The sequence below is a fragment of the Psychromonas ossibalaenae ATCC BAA-1528 genome, assembly GCF_000381745.1.
GTDB lineage: Bacteria > Pseudomonadota > Gammaproteobacteria > Enterobacterales > Psychromonadaceae > Psychromonas > Psychromonas ossibalaenae.
The window spans coordinates 1-23,023 of sequence record NZ_KB907040.1 but is presented as its reverse complement, the minus strand read 5'-3'; the positions used below and the strand labels follow the sequence as shown (position 1 = coordinate 23,023).

The 23,023-nt window shown below is 42.1% G+C and carries 19 protein-coding genes; 16 read left to right on the top strand and 3 right to left on the bottom strand.

Going from position 1 to position 23,023, the window contains the following annotated elements:
- The 3 genes from G327_RS27110 to G327_RS0122360 form a co-directional block, all read left to right on the top strand.
- The coding region (locus G327_RS27110; RefSeq protein WP_019617040.1) for a LexA family transcriptional regulator at positions 1-199 on the top strand (199 nt) is incomplete at its 5' end.
- 243 nt (positions 200-442) lie between these two features.
- Entirely contained in the window at positions 443-775 is a 333-nt protein-coding gene (locus tag G327_RS0122365) for a hypothetical protein (RefSeq protein WP_157601273.1), read from the top strand.
- A 285-nt stretch (positions 776-1,060) separates the two neighbouring features.
- Complete coding sequence (locus G327_RS0122360; RefSeq protein WP_019617038.1) at positions 1,061-1,591, top strand: REP-associated tyrosine transposase; 531 nt, start codon at positions 1,061-1,063, stop codon at positions 1,589-1,591.
- A 173-nt stretch (positions 1,592-1,764) separates the two neighbouring features.
- Here the strand turns inward: G327_RS0122360 and G327_RS0122355 are convergent, their stop codons facing one another.
- Positions 1,765-3,690 carry a PhoX family protein gene (locus G327_RS0122355; protein ID WP_019617037.1) on the bottom strand — a complete coding sequence of 642 codons (1,926 nt, stop codon included), beginning with the start codon at positions 3,688-3,690 and terminating at the stop codon, positions 1,765-1,767.
- A 131-nt stretch (positions 3,691-3,821) separates the two neighbouring features.
- Positions 3,822-4,247 (bottom strand): bacteriohemerythrin, encoded by a 426-nt coding sequence (locus G327_RS0122350; RefSeq protein ID WP_019617036.1) that lies wholly within the window; start codon positions 4,245-4,247, stop codon positions 3,822-3,824.
- Positions 4,248-4,512: 265 nt separating this feature from the next.
- Between G327_RS0122350 and G327_RS0122345 the strand changes: the two genes are divergently transcribed.
- Positions 4,513-4,809, top strand: a complete 297-nt coding sequence (locus G327_RS0122345; RefSeq protein ID WP_019617035.1) for a DUF503 domain-containing protein — start codon at positions 4,513-4,515, stop codon at positions 4,807-4,809.
- A 170-nt stretch (positions 4,810-4,979) separates the two neighbouring features.
- On the top strand, positions 4,980-6,557 hold the full coding sequence (locus G327_RS25450) for a tetratricopeptide repeat protein (RefSeq protein ID WP_019617034.1): 1,578 nt from the start codon (positions 4,980-4,982) through the stop codon (positions 6,555-6,557).
- A gap of 33 nt (positions 6,558-6,590) precedes the next feature.
- Here G327_RS25450 and G327_RS0122335 read toward each other — a convergent pair whose 3' ends face one another.
- Entirely contained in the window at positions 6,591-7,199 is a 609-nt protein-coding gene (locus tag G327_RS0122335) for a riboflavin synthase (RefSeq protein WP_019617033.1), read from the bottom strand.
- A gap of 289 nt (positions 7,200-7,488) precedes the next feature.
- Between G327_RS0122335 and G327_RS0122330 the strand changes: the two genes are divergently transcribed.
- From G327_RS0122330 to G327_RS0122280, 11 genes are all read left to right on the top strand, one after another.
- Positions 7,489-7,854 (top strand): hypothetical protein, encoded by a 366-nt coding sequence (locus G327_RS0122330; protein WP_019617032.1) that lies wholly within the window; start codon positions 7,489-7,491, stop codon positions 7,852-7,854.
- A 54-nt stretch (positions 7,855-7,908) separates the two neighbouring features.
- Positions 7,909-8,718: a hypothetical protein gene (locus tag G327_RS0122325; RefSeq protein ID WP_019617031.1), complete on the top strand. Its 810-nt coding sequence runs from the start codon at positions 7,909-7,911 to the stop codon at positions 8,716-8,718.
- A gap of 2 nt (positions 8,719-8,720) precedes the next feature.
- Positions 8,721-10,514: a radical SAM/SPASM domain-containing protein gene (locus tag G327_RS0122320; protein WP_019617030.1), complete on the top strand. Its 1,794-nt coding sequence runs from the start codon at positions 8,721-8,723 to the stop codon at positions 10,512-10,514.
- A 635-nt stretch (positions 10,515-11,149) separates the two neighbouring features.
- A complete protein-coding gene (locus G327_RS25790) occupies positions 11,150-11,767 on the top strand; it encodes a class I SAM-dependent methyltransferase (protein WP_019617029.1) in 618 nt (205 codons plus the stop codon).
- Positions 11,768-11,847: 80 nt separating this feature from the next.
- On the top strand, positions 11,848-12,909 hold the full coding sequence (locus G327_RS0122310) for an HNH endonuclease (RefSeq protein WP_019617028.1): 1,062 nt from the start codon (positions 11,848-11,850) through the stop codon (positions 12,907-12,909).
- 192 nt (positions 12,910-13,101) lie between these two features.
- Positions 13,102-14,763, top strand: a complete 1,662-nt coding sequence (locus G327_RS0122305) for a nuclease-related domain-containing DEAD/DEAH box helicase (RefSeq protein ID WP_019617027.1) — start codon at positions 13,102-13,104, stop codon at positions 14,761-14,763.
- On the top strand, positions 14,756-17,959 hold the full coding sequence (locus G327_RS0122300) for a helicase-related protein (protein ID WP_019617026.1): 3,204 nt from the start codon (positions 14,756-14,758) through the stop codon (positions 17,957-17,959). Before G327_RS0122305 ends, G327_RS0122300 begins: the two co-directional genes overlap by 8 nt.
- Positions 17,956-19,803 (top strand): DUF1998 domain-containing protein, encoded by a 1,848-nt coding sequence (gene drmB / locus G327_RS25440; RefSeq protein ID WP_026339500.1) that lies wholly within the window; start codon positions 17,956-17,958, stop codon positions 19,801-19,803. Before G327_RS0122300 ends, drmB begins: the two co-directional genes overlap by 4 nt.
- The gene (locus tag G327_RS0122290) at positions 19,803-20,975 is read left to right on the top strand and encodes a DEAD/DEAH box helicase (protein ID WP_019617024.1); all 1,173 of its coding nucleotides are present in this window, start codon (positions 19,803-19,805) and stop codon (positions 20,973-20,975) included. The genes drmB and G327_RS0122290 overlap by 1 nt, the downstream gene beginning before the upstream one ends.
- Complete coding sequence (locus G327_RS0122285) at positions 20,963-22,633, top strand: hypothetical protein (RefSeq protein WP_157601271.1); 1,671 nt, start codon at positions 20,963-20,965, stop codon at positions 22,631-22,633. The genes G327_RS0122290 and G327_RS0122285 overlap by 13 nt, the downstream gene beginning before the upstream one ends.
- Positions 22,634-22,779: 146 nt before the next feature.
- Positions 22,780-23,023: transposase (locus G327_RS0122280; RefSeq protein ID WP_019617022.1), on the top strand; the 244-nt coding region annotated here is incomplete at its 3' end.

Here is a 23,023-nt window from a genome sequence, read left to right as displayed (position 1 = left end):
GTTCATCTTTTATTACACCAGAATCAATGGTCGTCCCCCTGCTGAAGTAGATATACAAAATTACTTCGGAGTATCGTCAGCAAGTACGCATCAGATGCTTCGAGGATTAGCTGCAAAACAACTCATTAAAAAAGAGCCGGGTCAGGCACGCTCTACAGTAGTATTAATACCGCAAGATCAGCTGCCTGCCGATTGGTAGTCAACTGATCATTTCTTTTTAGAAAAGGCACTAGTTATTCTAATTACGAAATTAATAACGAAGATAGGATTGATTTTAACCAGCATAAAGGATCAGAGACTTATTCAGATTGGTATTATACCATTCGGTAATATCAGTTATACCAGAAGCGTTTTTTATCTTTTTGTACAATGTTGTTTTATCCATCAGTATCCGCTTCAGATGCTGATGACTCCTGCTGTATATATAAATGTAGAGATTACTATGGTCTATTTTATTGGTCTTTTAATGGGATATTTTATTGGTACAAATCTGCAGACAGAACAGCAGGTCCACACATCAGAAGAGTGCGCTTTTCCAAATCAAACGTTTGCATTGCTGTCGTCTTATGGTGCTTTAGGCGGCTGGTTTTGTGTTGTGGGCGTCGCTTATGTTATCGGTTTAGATTACAAAAGTGGTTTTATCGAAGGGCTGTATTTTGTGATCTTTGTTTTAGCCGGAGCACTTTTTTCGGGACTGTTTAAGATCCCCGCTATAACACCGCTCACCTGCTTAGTGCATTTACCCTGTTTATCAATGTCGCACTGGTCAGTCTAGTTTATTCATTATCTTGAAACTGCACATTTAATACCTGAGTGATGCACTCCGACGCCTACCCCCATGCTCCACGTAACAATACCTCGTTCCCATGCTCTGCGTGGGAATGCATAGGTCTATGCTTAGTGCTGCCGTCGCGAATTTAAATTCCCACGGTCCGTATAACAATACCTCGTTCCCATGCTCTGCGTGGGAATGCATAGGTCTATGCTTAGTGCAGTCATAACGAGTCTTAAGCCCCGTGTAGAGCATAGGAACTAACGGGCGATAAGCAAAGGAGGATACATGGGAAGGAGCCGTTACAAAATCACGCAAATTGATGCTCCGCATTTTATTACTTTAACGGAATTACACTGGATACCTGTTTTTACACGTCCGGAAACAGTCGAAATTATATTCGATTCACTGCGATTTTTAATGCGGGAAGGTTTAAAAGTTCATGCTTACGTGATTCTGGAAAATCATCTGCATTTAATTGTTCAAAGTGAACAGTTAGAGAAAGATATAAGACGTTTAAAATTTTATACAGGCAAGCAGTTGATTACTTATCTTGTGCACAATAATGTAAAAACGATTTTAGAGCAGTTAGCTTTTTATAAAAAAGCACATAAAGATGATCGTGCTTATCAGTTCTGGCAGGAAGGTGTTCACCCGGAGTTGATTCAAAATGAAGATATGATGTGCCAGAAGATAGAGTATATTCATCAAAACCCAGTTAAGCGAGGTTATGTTGAGTTAGCTGAGCATTGGCGATATTCCAGTGCTAAAAATTATCAGGGAGAATCTGGACTTATTGAGGTGTGTAAAAGCTGGTAAGGCTGTGATTATTCCTCGTTGCCATGCTCTGCGTGGTTATGCTTTCGTCGTGAGTATGAATTCCCACGCGGAGCATGGGAACTAGTGGGGGTTAGTGTATGGGAGCTAGTGGGGTTTAGAGCATGAGAACGAGAAGATATAGAGCATGGTCGCTGGTTTTAACCGGCTGCTTATCAGCTGCCGATGATGCCGCCGTCTGTTCTAGTTATCATCATTATTGCTGAGCGGGGCTTACTGCTCCCGCCGTCCGGCCAGTTTGACGGCTGCTGATTATCACCGGGATGCTGTACGCCGACAAACATGGTTTTATAATCCGGGCTGAAGGTCAGTCCGGTAATTTCACAGGCAATCGGGCCGGTTAAGAAGCGGCGTATTTCACCGCTGTCAGGATCGCCGCAGAACATCGAGTTATTACCCATACCTGCATATTCGCCCTTATTTGAATAAGCGCCGTCTGTTTGAATCCATAAACGGCCCGCCTGATCAAAACCTAAACCATCCGGACTGTTAAACATATTGTCACTGTTAATATTACTGCTGCCCGCATAGCTGCCGCTTTTATGAACAACAGGATTTCCCGCAACCACATACAGATCCCAGGCAAAAGTCGGATAAGTATGGTCGTCATTCACCTGACGCCAGCGTAAAATCTGTCCGTAGTTATTCGCTTTACGCGGGTTTGGTCCGCCCACCGGCTGACCCTCTTTGATACCGCGGTGTTTGTTATTAGTCAGGGTACAAAAAGCGTAATCTTGTTTGGGATGTACTGCAATCCACTCCGGACGATCCATCGTCGTTGCATTAACTTGTGTGGCGGCTAAACGTGTATAGATATTAATATATTCCTGGTTCGGGAAACCATTTTCACGTGTTAAACCGTTTTTGCCGTGTGTTAATGCCACCCACTGGCCGATGCCGCCGGCTTTATTACGGTCGGCGCTAAACTTGGCTGCGTAAATCGTACCTTCTTCCAACAGTTTACGGTTAGCCGTATCATTACCTTCAATATATTTGTTTTTAGAAACAAAACGGTATAAATGTTCGCCGCGTTCATCATCACCCATGTAAGCAACAATAAAACCATCTTTATTAATAATGAGAGCAACATTTTCGTGTTTAAAACGGCCCATTGCGGTACGCTTTTTCGGTGTTGATGTCGGATCCATGGGATCGATTTCTACCACCCAGCCGTGGCGGTTGGCTTCGTTGGGGTTTTTAGCGATATCAAAGCGTGGATCATGCTGATGCCAGTGATAACCTGCCTCTTCCTGACGAATACCGTAACGTTTCTGCTCTTTATTGGTTATTACATCATTTTCTGAGCCGAAGTAGCCGTTAAAGTTTTCTTCACAAGTTAAATAGGTTCCCCAGGGAGTTACCCCGTTTGCACAGTTACCAAAGGTGCCTAATGCCTTTGTTCCCAGCGGATCGGCCGCTGTTATCATATCCGGGTGACCCGCTGCTAAACCTGTCATTTCCATTTCAGTGTTTGCGGTAATACGGCGGTTATACTTTGAATCTAATACAGTTTCCCAGTTATTCTCGCTAGTACGTTTTACTTCAAAAATAGAGATACCATGTGCCGCCTGGGATTTTTTTACATCGTCGGCAGTCATCTTATCGCCCCGGTGTGAGAAGAGGTATTCGTTATTGCAGTATTCATTATTAACCGCTAATACCGCTCTTTCATGGGAGAGCGGGAACAGCGCCATACCGTCATTATTGTCACCAAACTGCTGCGCCTGATCGGCCGCTTTAGCATTACCTGTCGAGTCAAATAGTGGTGCATCTGCAAATAACGGGTCCCCCCAGCGTATTAATACATTCGCCTGGTAACCATCTGGTACAACAAAGGTATCTGCAGTGCTGACTGATACTTTTTCGAATCCCATTAGTTTACTGCCGCTTGGAGAAGCTGAGCCTGCTGCTGCAGAAACGGGCATACCGCTCATAAAAGCACCGGCAGTCATCACCGAGGCCGCGCTTAAAAATTTACGACGAGACATAGCCGTGGTGATCATTTCTGTGAGCTGGGTAGTTTCTTCTCGAGGATCAAGATCTTGTTCACGGCGCTCAAAGGGACTCATACGCGTTGTCATTATTTATCTCCAGTCTAGTTGTTATTTTATGAGGCTAGTAAACAGGAGAAAGGTGTCAGTCTGATGACACTTTTTTTGCATAAATATGACAGGTGAATATCTGGATTTCCGGAGGGACCAAAGCAGTTATTTCAAACGGGGGACTCGGGGTATTTATTAAGAAACTTTTTGTCATCATGCTGAATATGTATTAATAACCAGTCAGTTAAATACCAGAGTAATTCATTCGACACATGATCCTTTTTAAGGCTTTGTTTTATATTATCGAGCTGTTCTATGAAATGTTTATGCTGTAATTTATGTAATTCCGTTTCAGCTTTATCTAAATTATAAAAATACTGTTCTTCGGATTGAGAATGGAAAATTGTATAGTCATAAAGTTTATCAAAACAGCTTAAAATAACTTCACTTTTTAAATCTTCATTTACTGCATTAATTAATTCATTTACGACTGTCATCAGTTTTTTATGCTGCTCATCTATCAAGGCGATGCCGATATTATATTCGTCTTTCCATGGAACCAAATCTACTTTAGTAGCACTATTGAGAGTGTTCATCTCTTTTCCTTTACCAGTAATCTTCTACATCCAAATGAAGAAAGGTGCCTGCCCGACGTTTATTCATATTATAGGTACTAATATCAGCTTTAGCCCGGCAGGACTTGTGCTTTGCGGCTGTGCTTCACCTCGTTAGTATGTTCTGAGTGGTAATGCATAGATTTAAGAGGGGGCTTCAACTACTCGTCTGACTCTCCGCATGCGTCTGATAGTTAGTGGTATATACTTAAACAGGTTGTTTTAAATGAAGGGCAGGGAGGTATTTATGCAGGAGCAGTCATGTTTTGTTACCCTGGTTACTATTGAGCTGCTGATCCCCCATGCGCAGTCGCTTAAAGACAAACGCCAGGTGGTGCGCAGTTTAAAGGATCGTATCCGCGCCAAATTTAACGCATCCGTTGCCGAGATCGCCTTTCAGGATAAATGGCAGCGGGCAGTATTAGCTGTCTGCCTGGTCGGCAGCGATAAGCGCCTGTTAACCTCAAGCACAGATAAAATCCGCAGTCTTTGTCAAGAAAATTGTGATAGTGAAATAACAGGAATTGAACAGCAGTGGCTGTGATTTAAACTACACAGCAGCTAGTTTGCGTTTCCGCACAGAGTAAAACACCCCGTTCCCATGCTCCGTATGGGAATGCATAACTGGTAATGTGTCAGATCAAATCATTGTGAATTCCCCTTGTGTATTATTTGCTGTTATTGATTAGAGAAAATATAAAGGACATTCTAATTATGAATAAATGCATATTGATTTTATTTTTCCTTGCCAGCAGCTGTTTTGCTGGTGGTGTGGAAAAAGGAATGCAGGCATTAGATGCAAAAGATTACGCAGCAGCATACCAGGAATTTACAGAAGCGGCCGCACAGGGAAATGCCGAAGCTCAGTACCAGATGGCAATGCTGGTTTTAGAGCTGGAAAATGACGGCCCGGCTGCAAAGGAGCTGCTCTTAAAAGCTGCGGAACAAAACCATGCAAAGGCGCAGACACAGCTTGGATTGATCTATCGTTTTCCCTCAGATTACGGCCTGGATAGTAAACCTGACGATGAAAAATACGCCCTAAAATGGATCCGCAAAGCCGCTGAACAGGCGGAGCCGCAGGCGCAATATCGACTGGGAACTATTTACAGCTGGGGAGACGGTGTTGCTGAAAACGAAAATAAAGCGATGAAATGGTATCGCAAAGCGGCAGAGCAGGGTAATGCAGATGCTCAGTATCGCGTAGCAGAAGATTATTACGTCACTGATAAAAATTATAAACAAGCAGCAAAGTGGTATCGCAGAGCTGCAGAGCAGGATCACGCTTCCAGTCAAGTAGAGCTTGGGGAGATGTATACCGCAGGAAAAGGTGTTGCCAAGAGTTATAGCGAAGCTGCGTACTGGTATAATAAAGCCTCTTTAGTAAAAGATTCATATGAAGATTATGTTGTTAGAGAGAACCTCGCTGATTTAGCAAGCCAAGGCAATGTTGACGCTCAGGCTGCGCTTGGCTGGATGTATCTCAAGGGGCGTGGTACTGTCGACCCTAGCTATCGACTGGCAAAAAGTTATTTCAATAAAGCCGCTGAACAGGGCAGTGCCGAAGGTCAAATGGGCCTTGGCATAATATATCAGTACGGTCTTGCTGGAACTAAGAAGCATGACGAAGCTAAAAAGTTGTTTTACAAAGCCGCTGAGCAGAAAAATATAAAAAGTTATGTTGAGATTGGAAAAATATTTTTAGCTGGTCAAGGTGAAGCTAAAAATGATAAGCAGGCTTTATACTGGCTGGGTAAAGCTGCTGAGCATGGCAATGCTGAAGCAATGTATATTCTTGGAAATATGCACGGAAAGGGACGCGGTGTTCCTAAAAGTGATAAAGCAGCGGCAGAATGGATCCTCAAAGCCGCTGAAAAAGGCAGTATTGAAGCCCAGTATCGGATCGCCGCCATGTACTTCAATGGTCAAGGAGTTGCTAAAAGCGAGAAACAAGCTTTTAAGTGGTTTTACAAAGCGGCAGAACAGGGGGCTGCTTCGGCGCAGACCGCTGTAGGCTGGATGTATGATCGCGGAACAGGTATCCCCATAAGCAGTAAAGCTGCTTTCTACTGGTTTAAAAAAGCTGCTGTGCAGGGAAACCGCGATGCACTCAACTGGCTCCACCAGACTGCAGAAAAAGGCAATATGCAGTCACAATATCTGCTTGGAAATATGTACTCTAATGGTCAAATTCTTTCCATAAATGAAAAAGAATCACAGAAGTGGTTTTACAAAGCAGCAGAGCAGGGACACAGCAGAGCGAAAGAGCGAGTCCGGCATACGCCAGAGTGAGGCATCTTGTTGCTCGTGCCGGCTGCTTTAAAACTAAGCTCTTTCCAGCATCATCCGTTCTACGGTATCAACAATCGCCTGGGTCTGGCTGTCTATTTCAATGTTAACGCGCTCCCCAACTTGACGAGATCCTAAGTTGGTTACCGCTAATGTTTCCGGTATCAAGTGCACCCAGAACTGACCATTATCGACATCACCTAAGGTCAGGCTGATACCGTCGATAGCAATAAAACCTTTAGGAAGAATATACTTTAGCCATTGTGCATCAATGCTGAAGCAGATATCGCAGTTAGTATCAGTACGATTAATGGTGACGATTTCTGCCTGTGTATGCACATGGCCGGAAAGCAGATGACCGCCGATTTCATCACCAAACTTAGCGGCACGCTCGATATTCACTTCACTACCGACTACCAGGTCGGCCAGGTTGGTCACCTTTAAGGTTTCTTCAATCACATCAAAGAATACTGCAGTGTCGGTCATTTTTACGACCGTTAAACAGGTGCCGTTATTGGCAATGCTGGCCCCGGTTGTTAAACCGTCCTGATGCGCTTTAGCTAAAGCAACTTCTAATCGATGCAGCTGATCTTTTTTTTCTATACTCACTATTTCAGCTTTTCTCTGCACTATTCCGGTAAACATAATCTGCCCTCTACGCTATTAATATAAGTATTTGTTATTGCTTCACTATATCGTATTCGCAGAGATATTTCCCGTACCTCGCCGCCTGTTTTCCTCGTTCCCGTACGGTATCTGCTTACTATGCCGGAGCTGAAGCACCGGTTCCTATGTCTGTTGTTACGCTTGGTGCTTATATTCTGGCCGTGTTTGTTTTTAGTTAAGTTGTGAGTGATGTTTTATTCGACTAGATCGCTTAGACTAAGAGTAAGGCCTTTAAACTGTTATTTATGAACATAGAGAAATACAAGTTATGCATAATACTTCCCAGCAGGCTCAACTGTTTTTAGACAGGGCATCATTAGCTGATAAATCAGAGCAGTTAATACCTGTTATCGACACCTTTTTCAGTACTGATATTGACCATAAACACATCATTGTAAAACGTTCTATTATCTATTTTTATGAGCATGACCAAATCGTCAACAGCATCCCCTGCGGCGGCAGTGATGCGGATAACAACATCTATACATTTGACGGCCTGAAAGTTTCAAGAATTGCCCCGCAGTTTTTTATCGGCAGTGCATTTGTCGGTTCAGCCGCCGCGCAGGATATGCAGTCGGCAAATAACAATAACAACAATAATAACAATAATAATAACGGCAACAATAACGGCTAAGTTATACCCGTCTGAAGTATCAGGGTATATAGCGTTACGAAATGGAATTCAATTATGTTATATCTGGCTATCGCTTTGTTTATTGTCTATCAATTTTATAAAACCATCGCTATTTACCGCCTCGGCATGAAACGCTCCAATAAGATGCACAAGGCGGTATATTTAAATGATCATGCAAAAGTCGGTGATTATATTCGTTTTCAAGGTTCATTTAGTCTGCCGGAAACACAAACGCCTTTTAATAAGGTTAACTGCGTTTACTGGGGCGTTGTTGTACGAGCCGTATTTACCAGTAAGATGAAAAAACCAGGCAAGGGAACGCAGACCCATTCTCCTGTTATTTTTAAAGACAATAACGACCATCTGCCGTTATTAATCAGTGATGGTAAGCAGGTAGTACAGTTAGGTTTTGCCAATAATATTGAAGCCTTTGTTAATTTAAACAGTACAACTACCATCAGCAATGAGCCGCCTTCTGATGCTGTTAAGGCCTTAGCCAAAGCAAAATATCAGCACTATTCAATTGAAGAAAAATGGGCGGATAAAACCGCACGAATTAATGTCTGGGGAACCGTGAACAGCGTGAATAAAAACTGCGTGACCCTGACGGCGAACAAAAAAGATAAAAGCGGATTTATGGTCTTTTATGGAGACAGTTCGTTACTGCTGGAAACCCTGCTTAAAAAACGCCGCGATACCATTTTATTATTTGCCTGGTTAATTATTATGTCGGCAGTCAGCATCGCTCTGCTGCCTGTTCTCCCGAATCTGGTAATGCAGATAATATCTGCCGTTGTTATGGCGGGGTTTACCTTGTATTTGAAACATCGCTTAACCCGTGACCCTTTTAAGCAGGCAAGTTAATTATGCCCTCAAAAAAATTTATTCACCTCTTATATGCGCCGACTAATTTCTGCAACATGGGCTGTAAATACTGTTATTTAGGCACAGGGACAGATCAAAAAAATAAAGCGTCGCAGACAGTCAGCACACTGGAGCATGCCGTCCAGCAGTTTTTAAATGAAGATATTATTCCCTTTAATCTGTCTTTTCACGGCGGCGAGCCGACTTCCATTCCACCGCAGCAGCTGGCTGAATTGTTTGAATTTTCAAAAAACTATTATGCAGAGTTCGGCGCGCAGATAAAACAAGCGGGTTATCCGTTAAATCCGATTCATATCAAAACCAATCTGTTTAATTTTGACCGCATTTACGCACTGTGTGACGATTATCAGGTTTCAATCAGTGGCAGTGTCGACCTGCCGCTGTTTTTACATGAAAAATACCGCACAGATAAAAGAGGGCGCTCGACACTGGCGCAGATCCGCAAAAATTTAAAACTGTTAGCGGATTACCCGCACCATAAAAAAATATCTTGTGTTGTTACCCAGGAGCACCTTAACCATTTAGATGAATTTATTGCCGATATAAAACATATTCATTACGACATTGGTCTGGATATGAGTAAGTTTAATATTATGTTCTCTTTCGACAGTGATAAAAACAGTGAAAAGTTTGCTCAGGAAAATGAACAAAGCAGTATGCTGACTCAGGAGCAGCAGCTGTATTTTTATCAGCGCTTATCCTCTGAGTTTACCGGTACTGAGCTGGAGCAAGGTTTAAAAGAGCACTGGTTTAAAGAGTTTACCCCGGAGTTCTGCTGCAGTGCGGTTAACTGCGGTGATAAATTCTTTCTGCTGCAGAGTAACGGGGATGTGTATTCATGCCCGAGAGGGCAGTCTTCCCGGCAGTTCTTTTACGGTAATTTATATAAGCAGCCGATTACTGACATTATTGCAAACGGCTGGCAGGTTATTGAGTCGATTGAAAACCGCCTGCAGGCTGATCAAGAGTGTTTCAGCTGCAGCTATTTACCTTATTGTAATCAGGGCTGTGTATTTGTACGTCAGCAGACCGGGCTGACTAAGAGCTATACCTGTTTACTGCAGAAAGCCCTATATAAAGACAACCCGGAGCGCTATCCGGCCTATGATGAAACTTATATAAAGCAGTATGCCGCCAATTATAAATACAAAAACAGTATTCAAAGCTTTAAGGAGAATCAGATAGAAACCGTTAAACCGCGTTATATCACCCCGGAATTATATGCAGACAGCAATGCATTAACCAGCTTAATAGCCGCTGATGAGGTGCTGCAGACTATCTATAGTGACACACTTTTTTCGCTGCAGGTGGACGGCGTTGACTACGCGTTAACCAGCCCGGTTCTTCATAATAGTAATGACTTAGCTTTATTAAATAAACATGCCTCTGTGATCCTCAAAGTAAGAGAGGATATCTTTAATTTGCACAGTAAAGATCCGGTCAATAACTGTATTCATCTGATGTTGTTAAGGAATACCATGGTGACTTACGGTGATGAAGGGCGTGAAAAGCAGGAGCATATTGTTGACTACAGCTTATATAAAAACAGCTTTGAGCTGCTGTCTGAAAATAAAGACGGCTGGTACCTGTTCGATTTAAGACCTTTTTTACAACAGCACCAGGCGCTGTTTCTGCCGGATGTGCGTAATAACCTTTACTTCACCACAAAAACGCTGCGTGAATACCACTACAGTAAGCAAAAAAAGAATGCCTTTTATCATATTCAGGCAATCAACCTGCCTTTCCCCTATTTAGAGTTTTACTGGGCGGAATAAACATTTCATTTATCACAAGTAACAAATCTGCTCACTGATAAGTTTCAGGCTGATATGCAGCCGTCCGTTTTATTTGACGGCTGCATATCTCGGCTTAAGCAGTCGCGAATACAGACATGACCAGGAACATAAAGATTAGTGCTAGTACTGGTTTGACGGCTTTCATGGTAATGCTTCCTTATAGTTAGTTTGTTGAATAATGTAAACATTGATCACCAAACCAAGCGCTTTTACTTAGCTAGGTATTTAAAAATAATTCATATTATGAATTTCTATGGTGTCATTTTAACTCTTCGGTGATATCCGTCTAATGACGGTTTGGTATTTGTGAAATGATGATTTGTTATATCAATGCTTATCGCTATTATGCTCGCTTACCTCGTTCCCATGCTCTGCATGAGAATGAATAAGATCTACGATTAATACCGCTGCTGCCCGTTTGAATTCCTAAAAAAAGAGAGAGACAGCCAGAAATGACGACGGCTTTTATCTTTTATTTCACAATGTTGATCTCAAGCACAGAGTTGATGATTGGGTGAGGTAATATGCATTTTAATATTATTAAATGAATCTGGTGGTTTTTCAGCCGCTTAAGTTTAATGTGAAGATAATGTACTGCATGCTGGAAGTTTGTAATGTCAGATAATTTTTACAATAAAAATGCATCTAATCTTGCTGATTTATACCTTTCAAAATCATTTGAACAGGTACATGAGCCGTGGCTGGATCTGCTAGCGCCGATTTTAGATAAAACCAATGCGCGCATTCTTGATATTGGGGCGGGGGCCGGGCGTGACAGCCAGTATATGGCAGAGCAGGGCGCGCTTAATAACGTCTGCATTACTGCTGTTGAACCTGCACAAATGCTTGCCGAGCTGGGTAAAAAACACACTCAGGGATTAAACGTACACTGGCGGCAGGATGCACTGCCGGACTTAAATATAATAACAAAGCAGCAGAGCGGTTTTGACTTGATCCTGCTCAGCGCTGTGTGGATGCATATTCCCGACTCTGAGCGCGAGCCCTCCATTCATAAACTTTCTGATTTGTTAAAGCCGGGAGGAAAACTAGTTATCTCATTACGTCACGGGCCATGCGGTGATGAACGTAGAATGTTTGAAGTGTTCGCCGATCAGCTTGTACTGCTTGGAAGATCTGTGGGTTTATCGCCTGTTTTAGTGACAGAAAAAAATAGTGACGTTATGGGCCGCGAAGCAATTCACTGGCAGACCGTAGTTTTTGCAAAGGCCTGAAGGCTAGCTCGCATTAAGCCATGTAAGAGATCACGTGGCTTATTTTTATCAATGTTATTTTTCTTCATTAGGGCTCAACAATGCCGGTTGCGACTACCAGACAGCTCGACTTTATTGCTTATATTCAGCGTATGCTGGTGGAAGGCGATTTTGTTGCAACTTATAAATATGCTTTACTGCATGCATTAGCAGATATTTGTATCGAAAAACCATTTTCTGTTGACCCCAATAGCGAACTGCAGGTTAGTTTTGCGGAGATAGCTGAAAAGTTTATTGCGCTGTACTGGCAGCATGCATTACCGTTTACCGGCGCTGATAATGAAACGATGCAGGGCGAACTGTTAAAGCAAAACTCCGGTAAGCAGGCCAAAATAATTACCGAATTATATGCCTGTCATAACAATAATATAAGAAACATCAACCAGCTAAAGTCTAGTGATAGATGGCCGTCTCTTTTTAAAGATACCCTGAAAACCCTCAAAGAGGGCCCGTTGTGGCGCCTGCAGATCTTATCGAAAAAAGAGCAGTGCTTTTTATATCCGCACGTTAAAACTCAAAAACATATTACTCTGAACTCTGGTATCGCCTACTGCTTTAGACGTTTTTACGACTTAGTAGTGCATCTTTCCCGGCATGCCTGGTTACAAAAAATTCAAAGCATTTCAGCAAACCAACACTTGTTAGGAGCACAAACCCAGCTTGATGAGTTTCTATTTGGTGTAAACCGCCAGACGATTACTAAAGCAAGGCCTGTATTAGAAGAGATCCAGCAGGGTAAATGCTTTTATTGCCAAAAGCCGCTTAACAGTAAAACAGAGCTTGACCATTTTATTCCCTTTGCAAAATACGCCAACGATCTCGGCCATAACTTTGTGGCAGCTCATAGCAGTTGTAATAACAGTAAACGCGATCACCTAAGTGCGATTATTCACCGCGACCGCTGGTATGAGCAGAACATTATTCAAAACAGTAAGCTGATTGATACTGAGTTAAGCCCCTATTTTAATTGTGATGCACCGCGTTCAGAAGCTGTAACCAGCTGGGCCTATCAAACAGCTGTAAATAATAATGCTCAGCTTTGGTTAGGTAAAGGTTGCTTTGAAAGTGTGGAGGCTTTGCAAAACGAGATGCTGGTGGGGTAGGGGAGGTAATAGCGTGTGATAGAAAGTTTTAGGTGTTATTTGTAACATCTGCTGACTTAACTTTCTGATACCTAATGAATATAACGTTTGGGTGTCTCCTAAGTGCTACACCCAAAAAATTAATGCCTGAATGCATCTATAGGATGAGTGATATTTGGATGGCTAAATTAGAAATATGGATACGAAGTAATTATGAAAATGAACCCTTTGTTGGTGTACAAATTTGAAAGTAACGCGGAGAGAAAATTATTCCCTGTTTTTGAAAAAGCTGAGTTTGAATCTGCAACTGCTTTTCATTCTTTAAATATTCCTAAACATGAAAGGAAGCAGTTTGCTGAAGCCGACTTTGTAGTGGTTTCTAATAGAGGAATTCTAATACTTGAAGTTAAAGGGGGGCGTATATCTGTCCATAACGGTATTTGGCATACCAAGGACGGAAACGATAATATTAAAAAATTGAAAGAAAGCCCCGTAGAGCAGGCTAAAAGTGCGCGTTTTGCGCTGGAAAATATGCTAAGAGAAAAGTCGCTTAGTATCAATCTAAATAAGGTTAACTTTGGATTTGGAGTGATGTTTCCAGATGTGAAACTTACTGATGTGACAATTGAGCTTACGAACGAGATGGTCTTTGATGCTATTGACTGGGATCGTGGAAAACTAGGGCGCTGGTTAGAGAAACTATATAGATACTGGGGAGAAAGAACAGGTAAGACTGAACGGCTTTCAAATGATGAGGTTGCTCTGATCTGTAATGCGATGCGAAGTGAGTTTGATCGAGAAAAATCTCTATTGTCCGAAGTAGGGGATAGTTGGGAGCAAATGATTAGTTTGACCGACCAGCAGTACTTGGCTGTAGATATTATATTAGCTAATGACCAAGTCGTAATAGAAGGCGGAGCGGGTACTGGTAAGACGCTGGTTGCGGGTAGAGTTTGTGAAATACTCGATGCAAAAGAAGTGCCTGTGTTATTTGTCTGTCGTAGTCCTGTACTGGCGTCATTTATTAAAGCTCGTTTATCGAGAACCCGTATTCACGTAATTAACTTTGACAGCTTGAAGAGACGAGTTGAGAAGGGTGACATACCCAAATTTACAGCACTGGTGGTAGATGAAGGTCAAGACATGCTGGATATGGATAGCATTGAAGTGTTGGACCGTTTATTTGATGGCGGGTTGAGTGACGGGCGTTGGTATTTCTTTATGGATCCAAATAATCAGGGATCGCTTTATGCAAACTTTGACAAAGGTGCTCTCGACTATCTGAAAGATTGTTGTTTTAAAATTCCCCTTAAGCGTAATTGCCGAAACACTCGTCAGATCGCGGAACACACTTTGATGTATACGGGGGGGAATATTGGTAATTGTCCCATAAATGCAAATGGCCTACCTGTTATATGGAAAGACCTTAATTATGATTCGGAACAGGCGCAGATCGAATTGATAGAAGCTCAGCTAGAGCATTGGATTGATGAAGAAAGCGTTTTGCCCAGCGATATCACCTTACTTTCATCGTGTGCGTATGAAGATAGTGTTGCTTACAAACTCGATAAACGCTGGAAGCGAAAGATTGTTGTTATCAATGAAAGTTTTGGTGAACGATGGATGGATACACAATTGCCTTTCAGCAGCATTCGTGATTTCAAGGGGCTTGAAAATCGTTATGTGATGTTGATTGATAACGATGCCTTGGTTGAACTGCCGTCTGTAATCAACTTGCTATACGTAGCTATGACACGTGCCAATGCGGTTTTGTGGATGGCAATCCCTAGTAATAAGAAGGCTTGGTTTGACGAAAAGTGCATTGAAAACGCACAGGCGGTTATAGAGTATTCAGAGGTGAATAGGAATGGATGAAAAGATGGAATTGAAAAGACAGTTATCTGGCGATCGTAATAAAATCGTTGAATATCTACAGTCACAGTTGGTGGGGCCTGCGAATGGGAGTGATGAGATCTTACTAAAAAAGGATGCTCCTCATACCTATTACCTGATGGGGGCTCTTTTCCCGCAGGGAGCTGGTATCAAGAGCCAGGAAGAGGAAGATCAAACCAGTGATGATCCGATTGAGATGGCTTATCAACTCAAGCCAGCTTCTGTAGGCCTGTCATTTTATGTTGAGAGTGATAAGGCAACGCCTGAAGTTAGCGTTGAATTGGCCGCCGCCGCCTATACATTGAATGAAAAACAATGGTTGAGAAGAGCTCTAGCTACAGCTGAAGACCCCGAACGGCACATTTTAACGCCAGGTGCCGGAAGCAAAATACCCAGCGTACTGGATGGACGTGCTGAGCTGGTTTCGACTTGGCGGAGTATGGGTAAAGGCCAGTTGGTTACCGTCTCGCTAGTGAATCCACGGCACGTGGCCGAGAATAAACTAGATCCTGAAGATGTTATCCATCAGGTGTGGTTCCGCTGTACTGCGCCCAATGGTCATATTGGCACCTATCCTTCACCCAATCGCTATTCCTGGGATAAAGAAGAGGAAGAGTTGGCACTGATTTATCAGCACAAAAAAACCTTTGCTATTGGACATGGCTGCGCACCGATGTGGCCGATGGTTAAACAGCAGGTTTTCGTGGCAAGTGTTGAGACGTCTTTTATTCCGCAATATGAGGTGCCACCGGTTACGTCTGAATTACCCAATGATCATGCGCTTAAGCACTGCGATGTTTTCTCTCTACAGTATTTAGCCAATGATTCGATTGAATGGGATAAAAAGAAACAAAAACTGGAAGAGTTCATTCTCAGCTATACCGAGTGGGTGAAAAAAGAAAGTGAGCGAAATATCCCCGCTGGGCTGGGTGAAGCGTCAACACGAATTCTGTCTCGGCTGGATACTGCGGTTGAAAGAATGAACAAAGGTCTGAACTTTTTATGTGATAACTCCGGTGCAAGGAAATGTTTTGTCTTGGCTAATCGAATCATGTTGATGCAGATGATACATTCTGATGATGCCTTTGGCGGGACGATGCGTCATGCGAATAGTTTTGAGATTACAGTACCCGACTATATGGATTCAATATGGGAAAAATTTCGCTGGCGTCCATTCCAGTTAGCGTTTCAGTTGCTGGCGATTGAATCTATAGGTAATGACAATTCTGACGACCGTGAAGTAGCTGACTTGATCTGGTTCCCGACCGGTGGTGGTAAAACTGAAGCCTATTTGGCGGTATCGGCATTTGAGTTATTTCATCGCCGTTATCAGCATGGCGAGACCGGTGGTGGCACTGCTATTATTCTACGCTATACGCTGCGACTTTTAACCACTCAGCAGTTTCAACGTGCGGCGACAATGATAAGTGCTTGTGAAATAGTTAGAAAGGCTGATGCTGATCAATGGGGTGATGAGCCCTTTAGTCTAGGACTTTGGGTAGGGGGGAGTACTACACCGAATTACCTGGATTCTGATTCGGAACAATCTTTGGGTTCCTATCAAAAATACAAGATGGTGCGTGAGCAGGCACGCCCTGAGAACCCATTTCAATTAGTGCAGTGTCCTTGGTGCGGGACTCGTATTGTGCCGGAGGTTCAAAGTCAGGTGCCAAAGGATTATGGCATTAAAGCCAGTGCTGCCAGTTTTAAGTTTTTCTGTCCTTCAAAAAAATGCAGTTTTAATAAGCTCTTACCTATCCAAGTGATCGACGAAGCACTTTATGATGAGCCTCCGTCATTTTTGATAGGCACTATCGATAAGTTTGCTGGACTGGCTTGGCGGGATGAACCTAGCGCATTTTTTTCTGGCGGGAAGCATAAACGCCGGCCACCATCTATGGTACTGCAGGATGAGTTACATTTGATATCTGGACCTCTGGGTACTATCGCTGGTGTTTATGAAGCCGCCATGGACGTTGTGATGAAACAGCACGGTGCTAACCCTAAATATATTGCAGCAACGGCAACCATTCGTCGTGCTGAAAATCAAGTTCGGTGTTTGTATGCCCGTGATTGTATGGTATTTCCACCCGCAGGTATGACGGCGGAAGATTCGTTTTTTTCCAGAGAAGAAGCATCCAGTGAAACTAACCCCGGGCGTTTATATGTCGGTGTGATGGGGCAATATCATACGCCGGTGACTTCACTAGTACACACCAGTGCTGCACTGGCGCAATCTGCCATTGATGTAAAGTTATCAAAGCAAGCTGCGGACGGTTATTGGACGCAGGTTATTTTCCATAATAGTCGCCGAGAGCTGGGTAAAACCATGACTATGTCGTTGGATGATATTCCCAAGCGGGCGGAGGTCATTGCTGTACAGGCTGCACACTCAAGGAAAATTCAGCCTATCGAAATGTCGGCCAATATATCATCGAGGGAAATCCCTGAGATATTGGAGGCACTTAAAGCGCCTAAGGGGCATGCCCTAGCTATTGATTGTTTACCCTGTACTAATATGTTTTCTGTGGGGGTTGATGTTAAGCGTTTAGGGCTGATTATGATGAATGGACAACCCAAAACAACATCGGAGTATATTCAGGCTTCTTCACGAGTAGGCCGTGATCTTATTCCGGGCTTGGTTGTAGCGTTCTATCCCAACAACAAGGCAAGGGACCGTTCACAGTATGAATCGTTTATCCCCTATCATCAGGCTCTTTACCGCGCGGTTGAACCCACGAGTGTTACACCTTATGCGCTACCCTCTATGGAACGAGCCTTACATGCGGCCTTGACCACTGTTATGCGCTATTGTGCCGGTTTGTCTGGCAATGATGGAGCAAAACATTTTGATAAACATAAGCCCGTAATTGCTCAGACTATTGACGCCCTACGGCAAAGAATGTTGGTTGCTGAACCTGACGACAGTACAACTAAGGTAGGGATAAATCTATATCTTGATACCTGCATTGCTGCTTGGCAGGAAAAGGCTGAACTATCAAGGCAAAGCTGCATTCAGTTACGCTATGACGATAAGTCATCACCGAACCTCGAACCCTTGCTTATCGACTATAGGCCGGGAGCTGCTACAAAACCTGAAATTCCCTGGCCCACATTGAATTCAATGCGGAATGTAGACAGTGAGTGCAAAGTGTATGTATGGGGAGAAAACAAATGAGTATTGATAGAACAGTTAGGCGGTCGCAGACCATTACTCCATTTGGAGTTGGCGGTATTTATGACTTTGGTTCTGAATCGTTCGTAGCCATGGATACTACCAAATGGATAATTAAGGGTGACCCCGATGTCCGATTACCTCGTTTAGAGCGTGTTTTAAAGGTGCAGGGATTTAGAGCTGCGTCTATCGCGAGCAAAGCGCTTTTTCCTGGAGCGCTCCGCAGTGGTAGCCCTGTGCCATATTTTCGTTTCCCTAGTTGGTTATTTTGCCCTAATTGTAGAGCAATGACGCAGTGGTTTTCACCCATGGAAAAAGAAGGCCAACATCCTTATTGTGAATCTTGTGGGAAAAAAAGTCATCTAGTTCCGATGCGTTTTATGGCCGTGTGCAAGGGGGGGCATCTTACCGACATTCCTTGGGGTAAGTGGGCACATATCGGTAGCCGCAATCATTGTAAGAATCATCGTTTGGAGTTTAAATCCGATCCGAAACGTGGTGCTGGCTTACAGTCACTGGTAGTTGTTTGTTTAAACTGCAAATCAGAAAATGATTTAGAACGCTTGCCCTATAAAGATTCTTTGGCTGGAGTTATGAAAAACTGCTCGGGGACCCATCCTTGGCAGAAAAGAGATTTAGCGGAGCCCTGTGATCAATTGCCACAAGTTGTACAGCGTGGTTCGAGTAATGCTTATTATCCCGTTGTGGCATCGGCTATTGATATCCGAGTGGGTGAAAAGAAAGAGTCTTCAGTTTTTGATCTGATAAAGATCCACCCCCAGTGGCAACCACTAGTTACACTTAAAGAGTTTATTAAGTCTTATGATGACCCTATGGCTTCAAAGTTTATCGGGCCTATTATTGAGGATGACAAGTTACAAAAACTCGGTGTAACTGCAGAGGTTGTATGGGAATGCCTATTTAATACTGGGCAAGAAGGAGGTGCTTTACCTGCTGACGATGAAGATGAAAGCCTACTTATTGACGAATGGAAAGCCTTTATTAACCCGCCTGAAAGTCTACCAGGAGCTGAATTTATAGCTGTAAAAGCTAATTTTGATGACTTTGTTGCAACATTATCAAAAGGTGAATTACAATCTTGGACTGAATTCAGACGATTAATAGCACAGGTGACATTGGCCAAGAAACTTAGGATTGTTCGCGCACTGAAAGGTTTTACTCGACTTGATCCAAATTACGAAAACCTAGTCACTCCTTCGTTAGGTGCAAGTGCCAACTGGTTACCTGCTAATGAAATTTATGGTGAAGGCATTTTTATTGCGCTGGATCCTAAAGCTCTTGATACTTGGGAAAAGCAGCTGCCAGAACAGGTTCTTGCAAGTATGCGTAACGCTAGGAAGCGTTCAACACTTGGTTTCCTTCCAGAGGTTACAGATCGGTTTGTTTTATTGCATACTTTGTCTCACTTGTTGATTCGCCAATTATGCTTTGAATGTGGTTATTCTTCATCATCGTTATCAGAGCGTATCTACAGCGATGAAGAAGAGGAGATGGCAGGCATACTTATTTATACGGCTTCAGCTGATAGTGAGGGGGCATTGGGCGGATTGGTAAGAGAAGGATTGCCAGATAGGCTCTACGGTACATTTAAAACAGCACTATTTCGTGCTAACTGGTGTTCTAGCGACCCTATCTGTAACGAGTTGAAACAGCAGGGAGTTCAGGGGTTAAACAAGTCTGCTTGTCATGCTTGCACCTTGGTTGCTGAAACCAGCTGTGACCATGCTAATAGCCTGCTTGACCGCTCAGTTGTAATAGGAACAGAAGATTCGCCGACAATAGGTTATTTTAATTGTTTAATATCTTTAATTGAGGGATCGATTTAATGCGTTTGCCAAGACGTTCTGAATTGAGCGAACAGCAGGAAGATTTTCTGATGGAGGCACCTTTTGATCGGCCTGTGTTGTGTGTCGGTCCGCCAGGTACAGGTAAGACTGTCTTGGCACTTTACCGTGGAGCGATGTTAAATCAGAAGGGTGATAATGTTGACTTTATTATGCACAGTAAGTTGTTGAATCGGTATGTTGCGCGTTCAGTTGAAGAGCTTGATATGGATTTTGATTCAAGAACTTGGCATTCGTGGATATATAGTTTATGGAGAAAAGGAAATGGCCGCTCGAAACTTCCGGAACTTGAGAAATATCTGCCTGACTTTATAAAAGCTATTAGTTTTGTAAAGGAGGGGAAAGTGTCGAAGTTAAAGAATATGTATTGGGAGCATCTCATTATTGATGAAGGCCAAGATTTCCCTAAAGAGTTTTATTTGTTTCTAACTGTTTTACGACATGAAGAGAGTATACTTGCTGGTCGACAGACACCAGTCATCACCATATTTGCTGATGAGAATCAACGTATGGAAGAGAGCCGAAATTCTACGATTCGGGATATACAGAATAACGTTCCGGATATTATAAAATATGAAGTGACCGTCAATTATCGTAATTCTGGACCAATCGCCAATCTGGCTAGTTATTTTTATGTAGGAATGTCTACTGGGATTCCTGATACACATAAAAATTTGAAGGGCTTAATGCCTCAACTTCGACGGTTTGATACTCTCGAAGATGAACTACAATCGGTTGTGAATTGGTTGAACAATAATGATGACCTTTCAGTCGGTATTATTGTACCTGATAGGACAGTACAAACTCGAATTGTTAATACTATTAATCCCTTGGCAGCCAAAAGGAAGTTTAAGGTTCAAAAATATTCTTCTGGTACTGATGCAGACACAATAGATTTTTATACTAACCGAACAATAACAGTAGTTTGTGATAAAAGTTGTAAAGGATTGGAGTTTGATAGTGTTTTTATTCCACAGCTTCAATGTTATAAGACTGATGGTGCCAATGAAGATTTTTTTAAAATGAAGATGTATGTGATGGTTAGTAGGGCAAGAAGTTACCTTCAGTTCTCCTACTCAGTGTGTACTGAGAACCCACAAGTATTAAAAATGCTGCCTACTCCAGAAGAAGAGGTTCTCAAGTGGAGAATATAATTGATATGCAAAAGTCACCGCTTATTCACTCAAATGAACGCTGCTGTTACTTCATAACTAGCCAGCGAAACTTAATGTCCTTCTTTGGTGCCGGGATGATTGTCCCTAGTAGCAGTCAGTTTCGGTATAAAGAAGACAGTAGACAACGTTTCGAGGGAGCAATCCCTTTTTGGAAAGGAGGGATCCCTGCGTTAAAAGAAAAAGAGGATTTTTCCGATAAACAGCGGATGGTAGTTGTTGAATATAACATAGATGATATTAATAAGTATGGTGATAAGTTTATAGCTGTAGATAATATAAACTTGATAGTAGTGAACGCACCAATTCCACTATCGAGTGTTGTTACCGTATACCTAGACTCCGATGATGCAATTACAGATTTTGTTATGCGCTTGCCAAGTGATGTCATAGTGGAACATAAAGTTTTCCAAGTATTGCCTAATATTAAGGTAATAGAAGAAGAGCCTCTTGGGAAAATTAAAAAAGTAGAAAATATTGCTCCAATAGTATCTTTTATCGATTCTTTTGGGGGCGGATTAAGAGCTTTAAATCAATTAAACGCATTTCATTTAGAAAATATTTCATATATATCAGATCTACTTTTAGATTGTTTGGAACATTTTGGTTATAAAGCATTAAGTTCACCACTTAGTTACCAACTAGGGTGTAGAACAAAAATCACTGCATCAGCAAAACGTATTATTCATCGATTATTACCAATACTCCAAGAAATCAAAATTGAGGAGGGGTATGATCAGTTTTATATTTTGGAAAGGCTCGAAGCATCCCTTCAACAAGAGGGAGGTAATTTATCTGCCGAAGTTGGTGAGTGGTTAATCTATGTAAAAAGAGTGTTGGATGCTGATATTGAAGCGCCTATTTTAGCGGATGATGGCGATCTATTTAAACGAGCTATTCTTCTTTTTTTGCTACGCCCAACCTTATCTAGGTTAAAAGGGTCTGTTGACTCTTCAATATCACCGGGTCCAATAGTTTTGTCTATTGCCTTTTTTTTGGCTGGGTATACGGATGGATTGTGCCGATTAGGCTCTGAATATAAAGGCTACTATGAAGAGTTTAACCAGTTTACTAAGTCTCTAATAGATAGCCTATGGAATAACTCAGAGGTTGTTATAAATATTTCTTGCTTACAACAATCAGATACTAGCCTCTCTTTAGTGTATGAGCTAAATAACCAAGCGTTACTACAATTACCGATTCAAAAGGTTACTATATTGGATCGAGTATTTAATCTGGCAAAATTAGCTGGTTATGAGTTAATTTTTGATAATGAAAAACAAGAGTTATTGTATAAATTTAACTTGGAAGGAGGCCGGCATCAGATTGCTTACATTGAAATGATGAAACCACAGGTTGAAGGTTTAGATGTAGTTAAATTGGTTTCTCCATGTTTAGATCTTAGTGGAAGTAAACTAAAAGCATTAACAAAAAATGTAGCGGTCGATTTTCTTAAAAGAAATAGCTCTGGTTCAATGTTTTGTTCTTTTGCTTTCAGTGAAAAACGACAGACTATAGTTGTTCAATCTTTACAAGTAGTGAACTCTTTGAGCGGGGAAGATTTTATGACTTTCTTAAAGAATGTTGCTGTAGTCGCTGATGAGTACGAAAGAGATATTCTTGGAAAGGACTATTTTTAGCAATATGAAATGTACTAGCTCAGACCTGAACTGAGCTAGTATTGAATCTTAGAGTTTTATTTATTAGATATTAGTAATATGTTTGACGTGGTTTAATTGATTCGACTAACCCAGTTAAGACATAATTGATTTAACTGGAGATTGAAATGAAAACACGTAAAACCTATTCAAAAGAGTTCAAACTTGATGCCATTGCGCTGGTAAGAGAGCAAAATTACAATATTGCAGAAGCAGCTAGAAACTTAGAGATTACTCCTCAGATTCTGGGCCGTTGGATAAAAGAGGCAGAAAATGATGATGGCCATGCATTTAGAGGAAACGGTAAACTAACTCCAGAGCAGGACGAGATCCGTAAGTTAAAAGCACAAGTAAAACGCTTGGAAATGGAGC

Excerpts from the sequence above, each read along its gene's own strand:
- G327_RS0122305 (WP_019617027.1), top strand. The coding sequence starts at position 13,102 with ATGAAAATGAACCCTTTGTTGGTGTACAAATTTGAAAGTAACGCGGAG.
- G327_RS0122350 (WP_019617036.1), bottom strand. The coding sequence starts at position 4,247 with ATGAACACTCTCAATAGTGCTACTAAAGTAGATTTGGTTCCATGGAAA.
- G327_RS0122330 (WP_019617032.1), top strand. The coding sequence starts at position 7,489 with ATGCATAATACTTCCCAGCAGGCTCAACTGTTTTTAGACAGGGCATCA.
- G327_RS25450 (WP_019617034.1), top strand. The coding sequence starts at position 4,980 with ATGAATAAATGCATATTGATTTTATTTTTCCTTGCCAGCAGCTGTTTT.
- G327_RS0122325 (WP_019617031.1), top strand. The coding sequence starts at position 7,909 with ATGTTATATCTGGCTATCGCTTTGTTTATTGTCTATCAATTTTATAAA.
- G327_RS0122310 (WP_019617028.1), top strand. The coding sequence starts at position 11,848 with ATGCCGGTTGCGACTACCAGACAGCTCGACTTTATTGCTTATATTCAG.
- G327_RS25790 (WP_019617029.1), top strand. The coding sequence starts at position 11,150 with ATGTCAGATAATTTTTACAATAAAAATGCATCTAATCTTGCTGATTTA.
- G327_RS0122320 (WP_019617030.1), top strand. The coding sequence starts at position 8,721 with ATGCCCTCAAAAAAATTTATTCACCTCTTATATGCGCCGACTAATTTC.
- G327_RS0122345 (WP_019617035.1), top strand. The coding sequence starts at position 4,513 with ATGCAGGAGCAGTCATGTTTTGTTACCCTGGTTACTATTGAGCTGCTG.
- G327_RS0122335 (WP_019617033.1), bottom strand. The coding sequence starts at position 7,199 with ATGTTTACCGGAATAGTGCAGAGAAAAGCTGAAATAGTGAGTATAGAA.
- G327_RS0122360 (WP_019617038.1), top strand. The coding sequence starts at position 1,061 with ATGGGAAGGAGCCGTTACAAAATCACGCAAATTGATGCTCCGCATTTT.
- G327_RS0122290 (WP_019617024.1), top strand. The coding sequence starts at position 19,803 with ATGCGTTTGCCAAGACGTTCTGAATTGAGCGAACAGCAGGAAGATTTT.
- G327_RS0122365 (WP_157601273.1), top strand. The coding sequence starts at position 443 with ATGGTCTATTTTATTGGTCTTTTAATGGGATATTTTATTGGTACAAAT.
- drmB (WP_026339500.1), top strand. The coding sequence starts at position 17,956 with ATGAGTATTGATAGAACAGTTAGGCGGTCGCAGACCATTACTCCATTT.
- G327_RS0122300 (WP_019617026.1), top strand. The coding sequence starts at position 14,756 with ATGGATGAAAAGATGGAATTGAAAAGACAGTTATCTGGCGATCGTAAT.
- G327_RS0122355 (WP_019617037.1), bottom strand. The coding sequence starts at position 3,690 with ATGACAACGCGTATGAGTCCCTTTGAGCGCCGTGAACAAGATCTTGAT.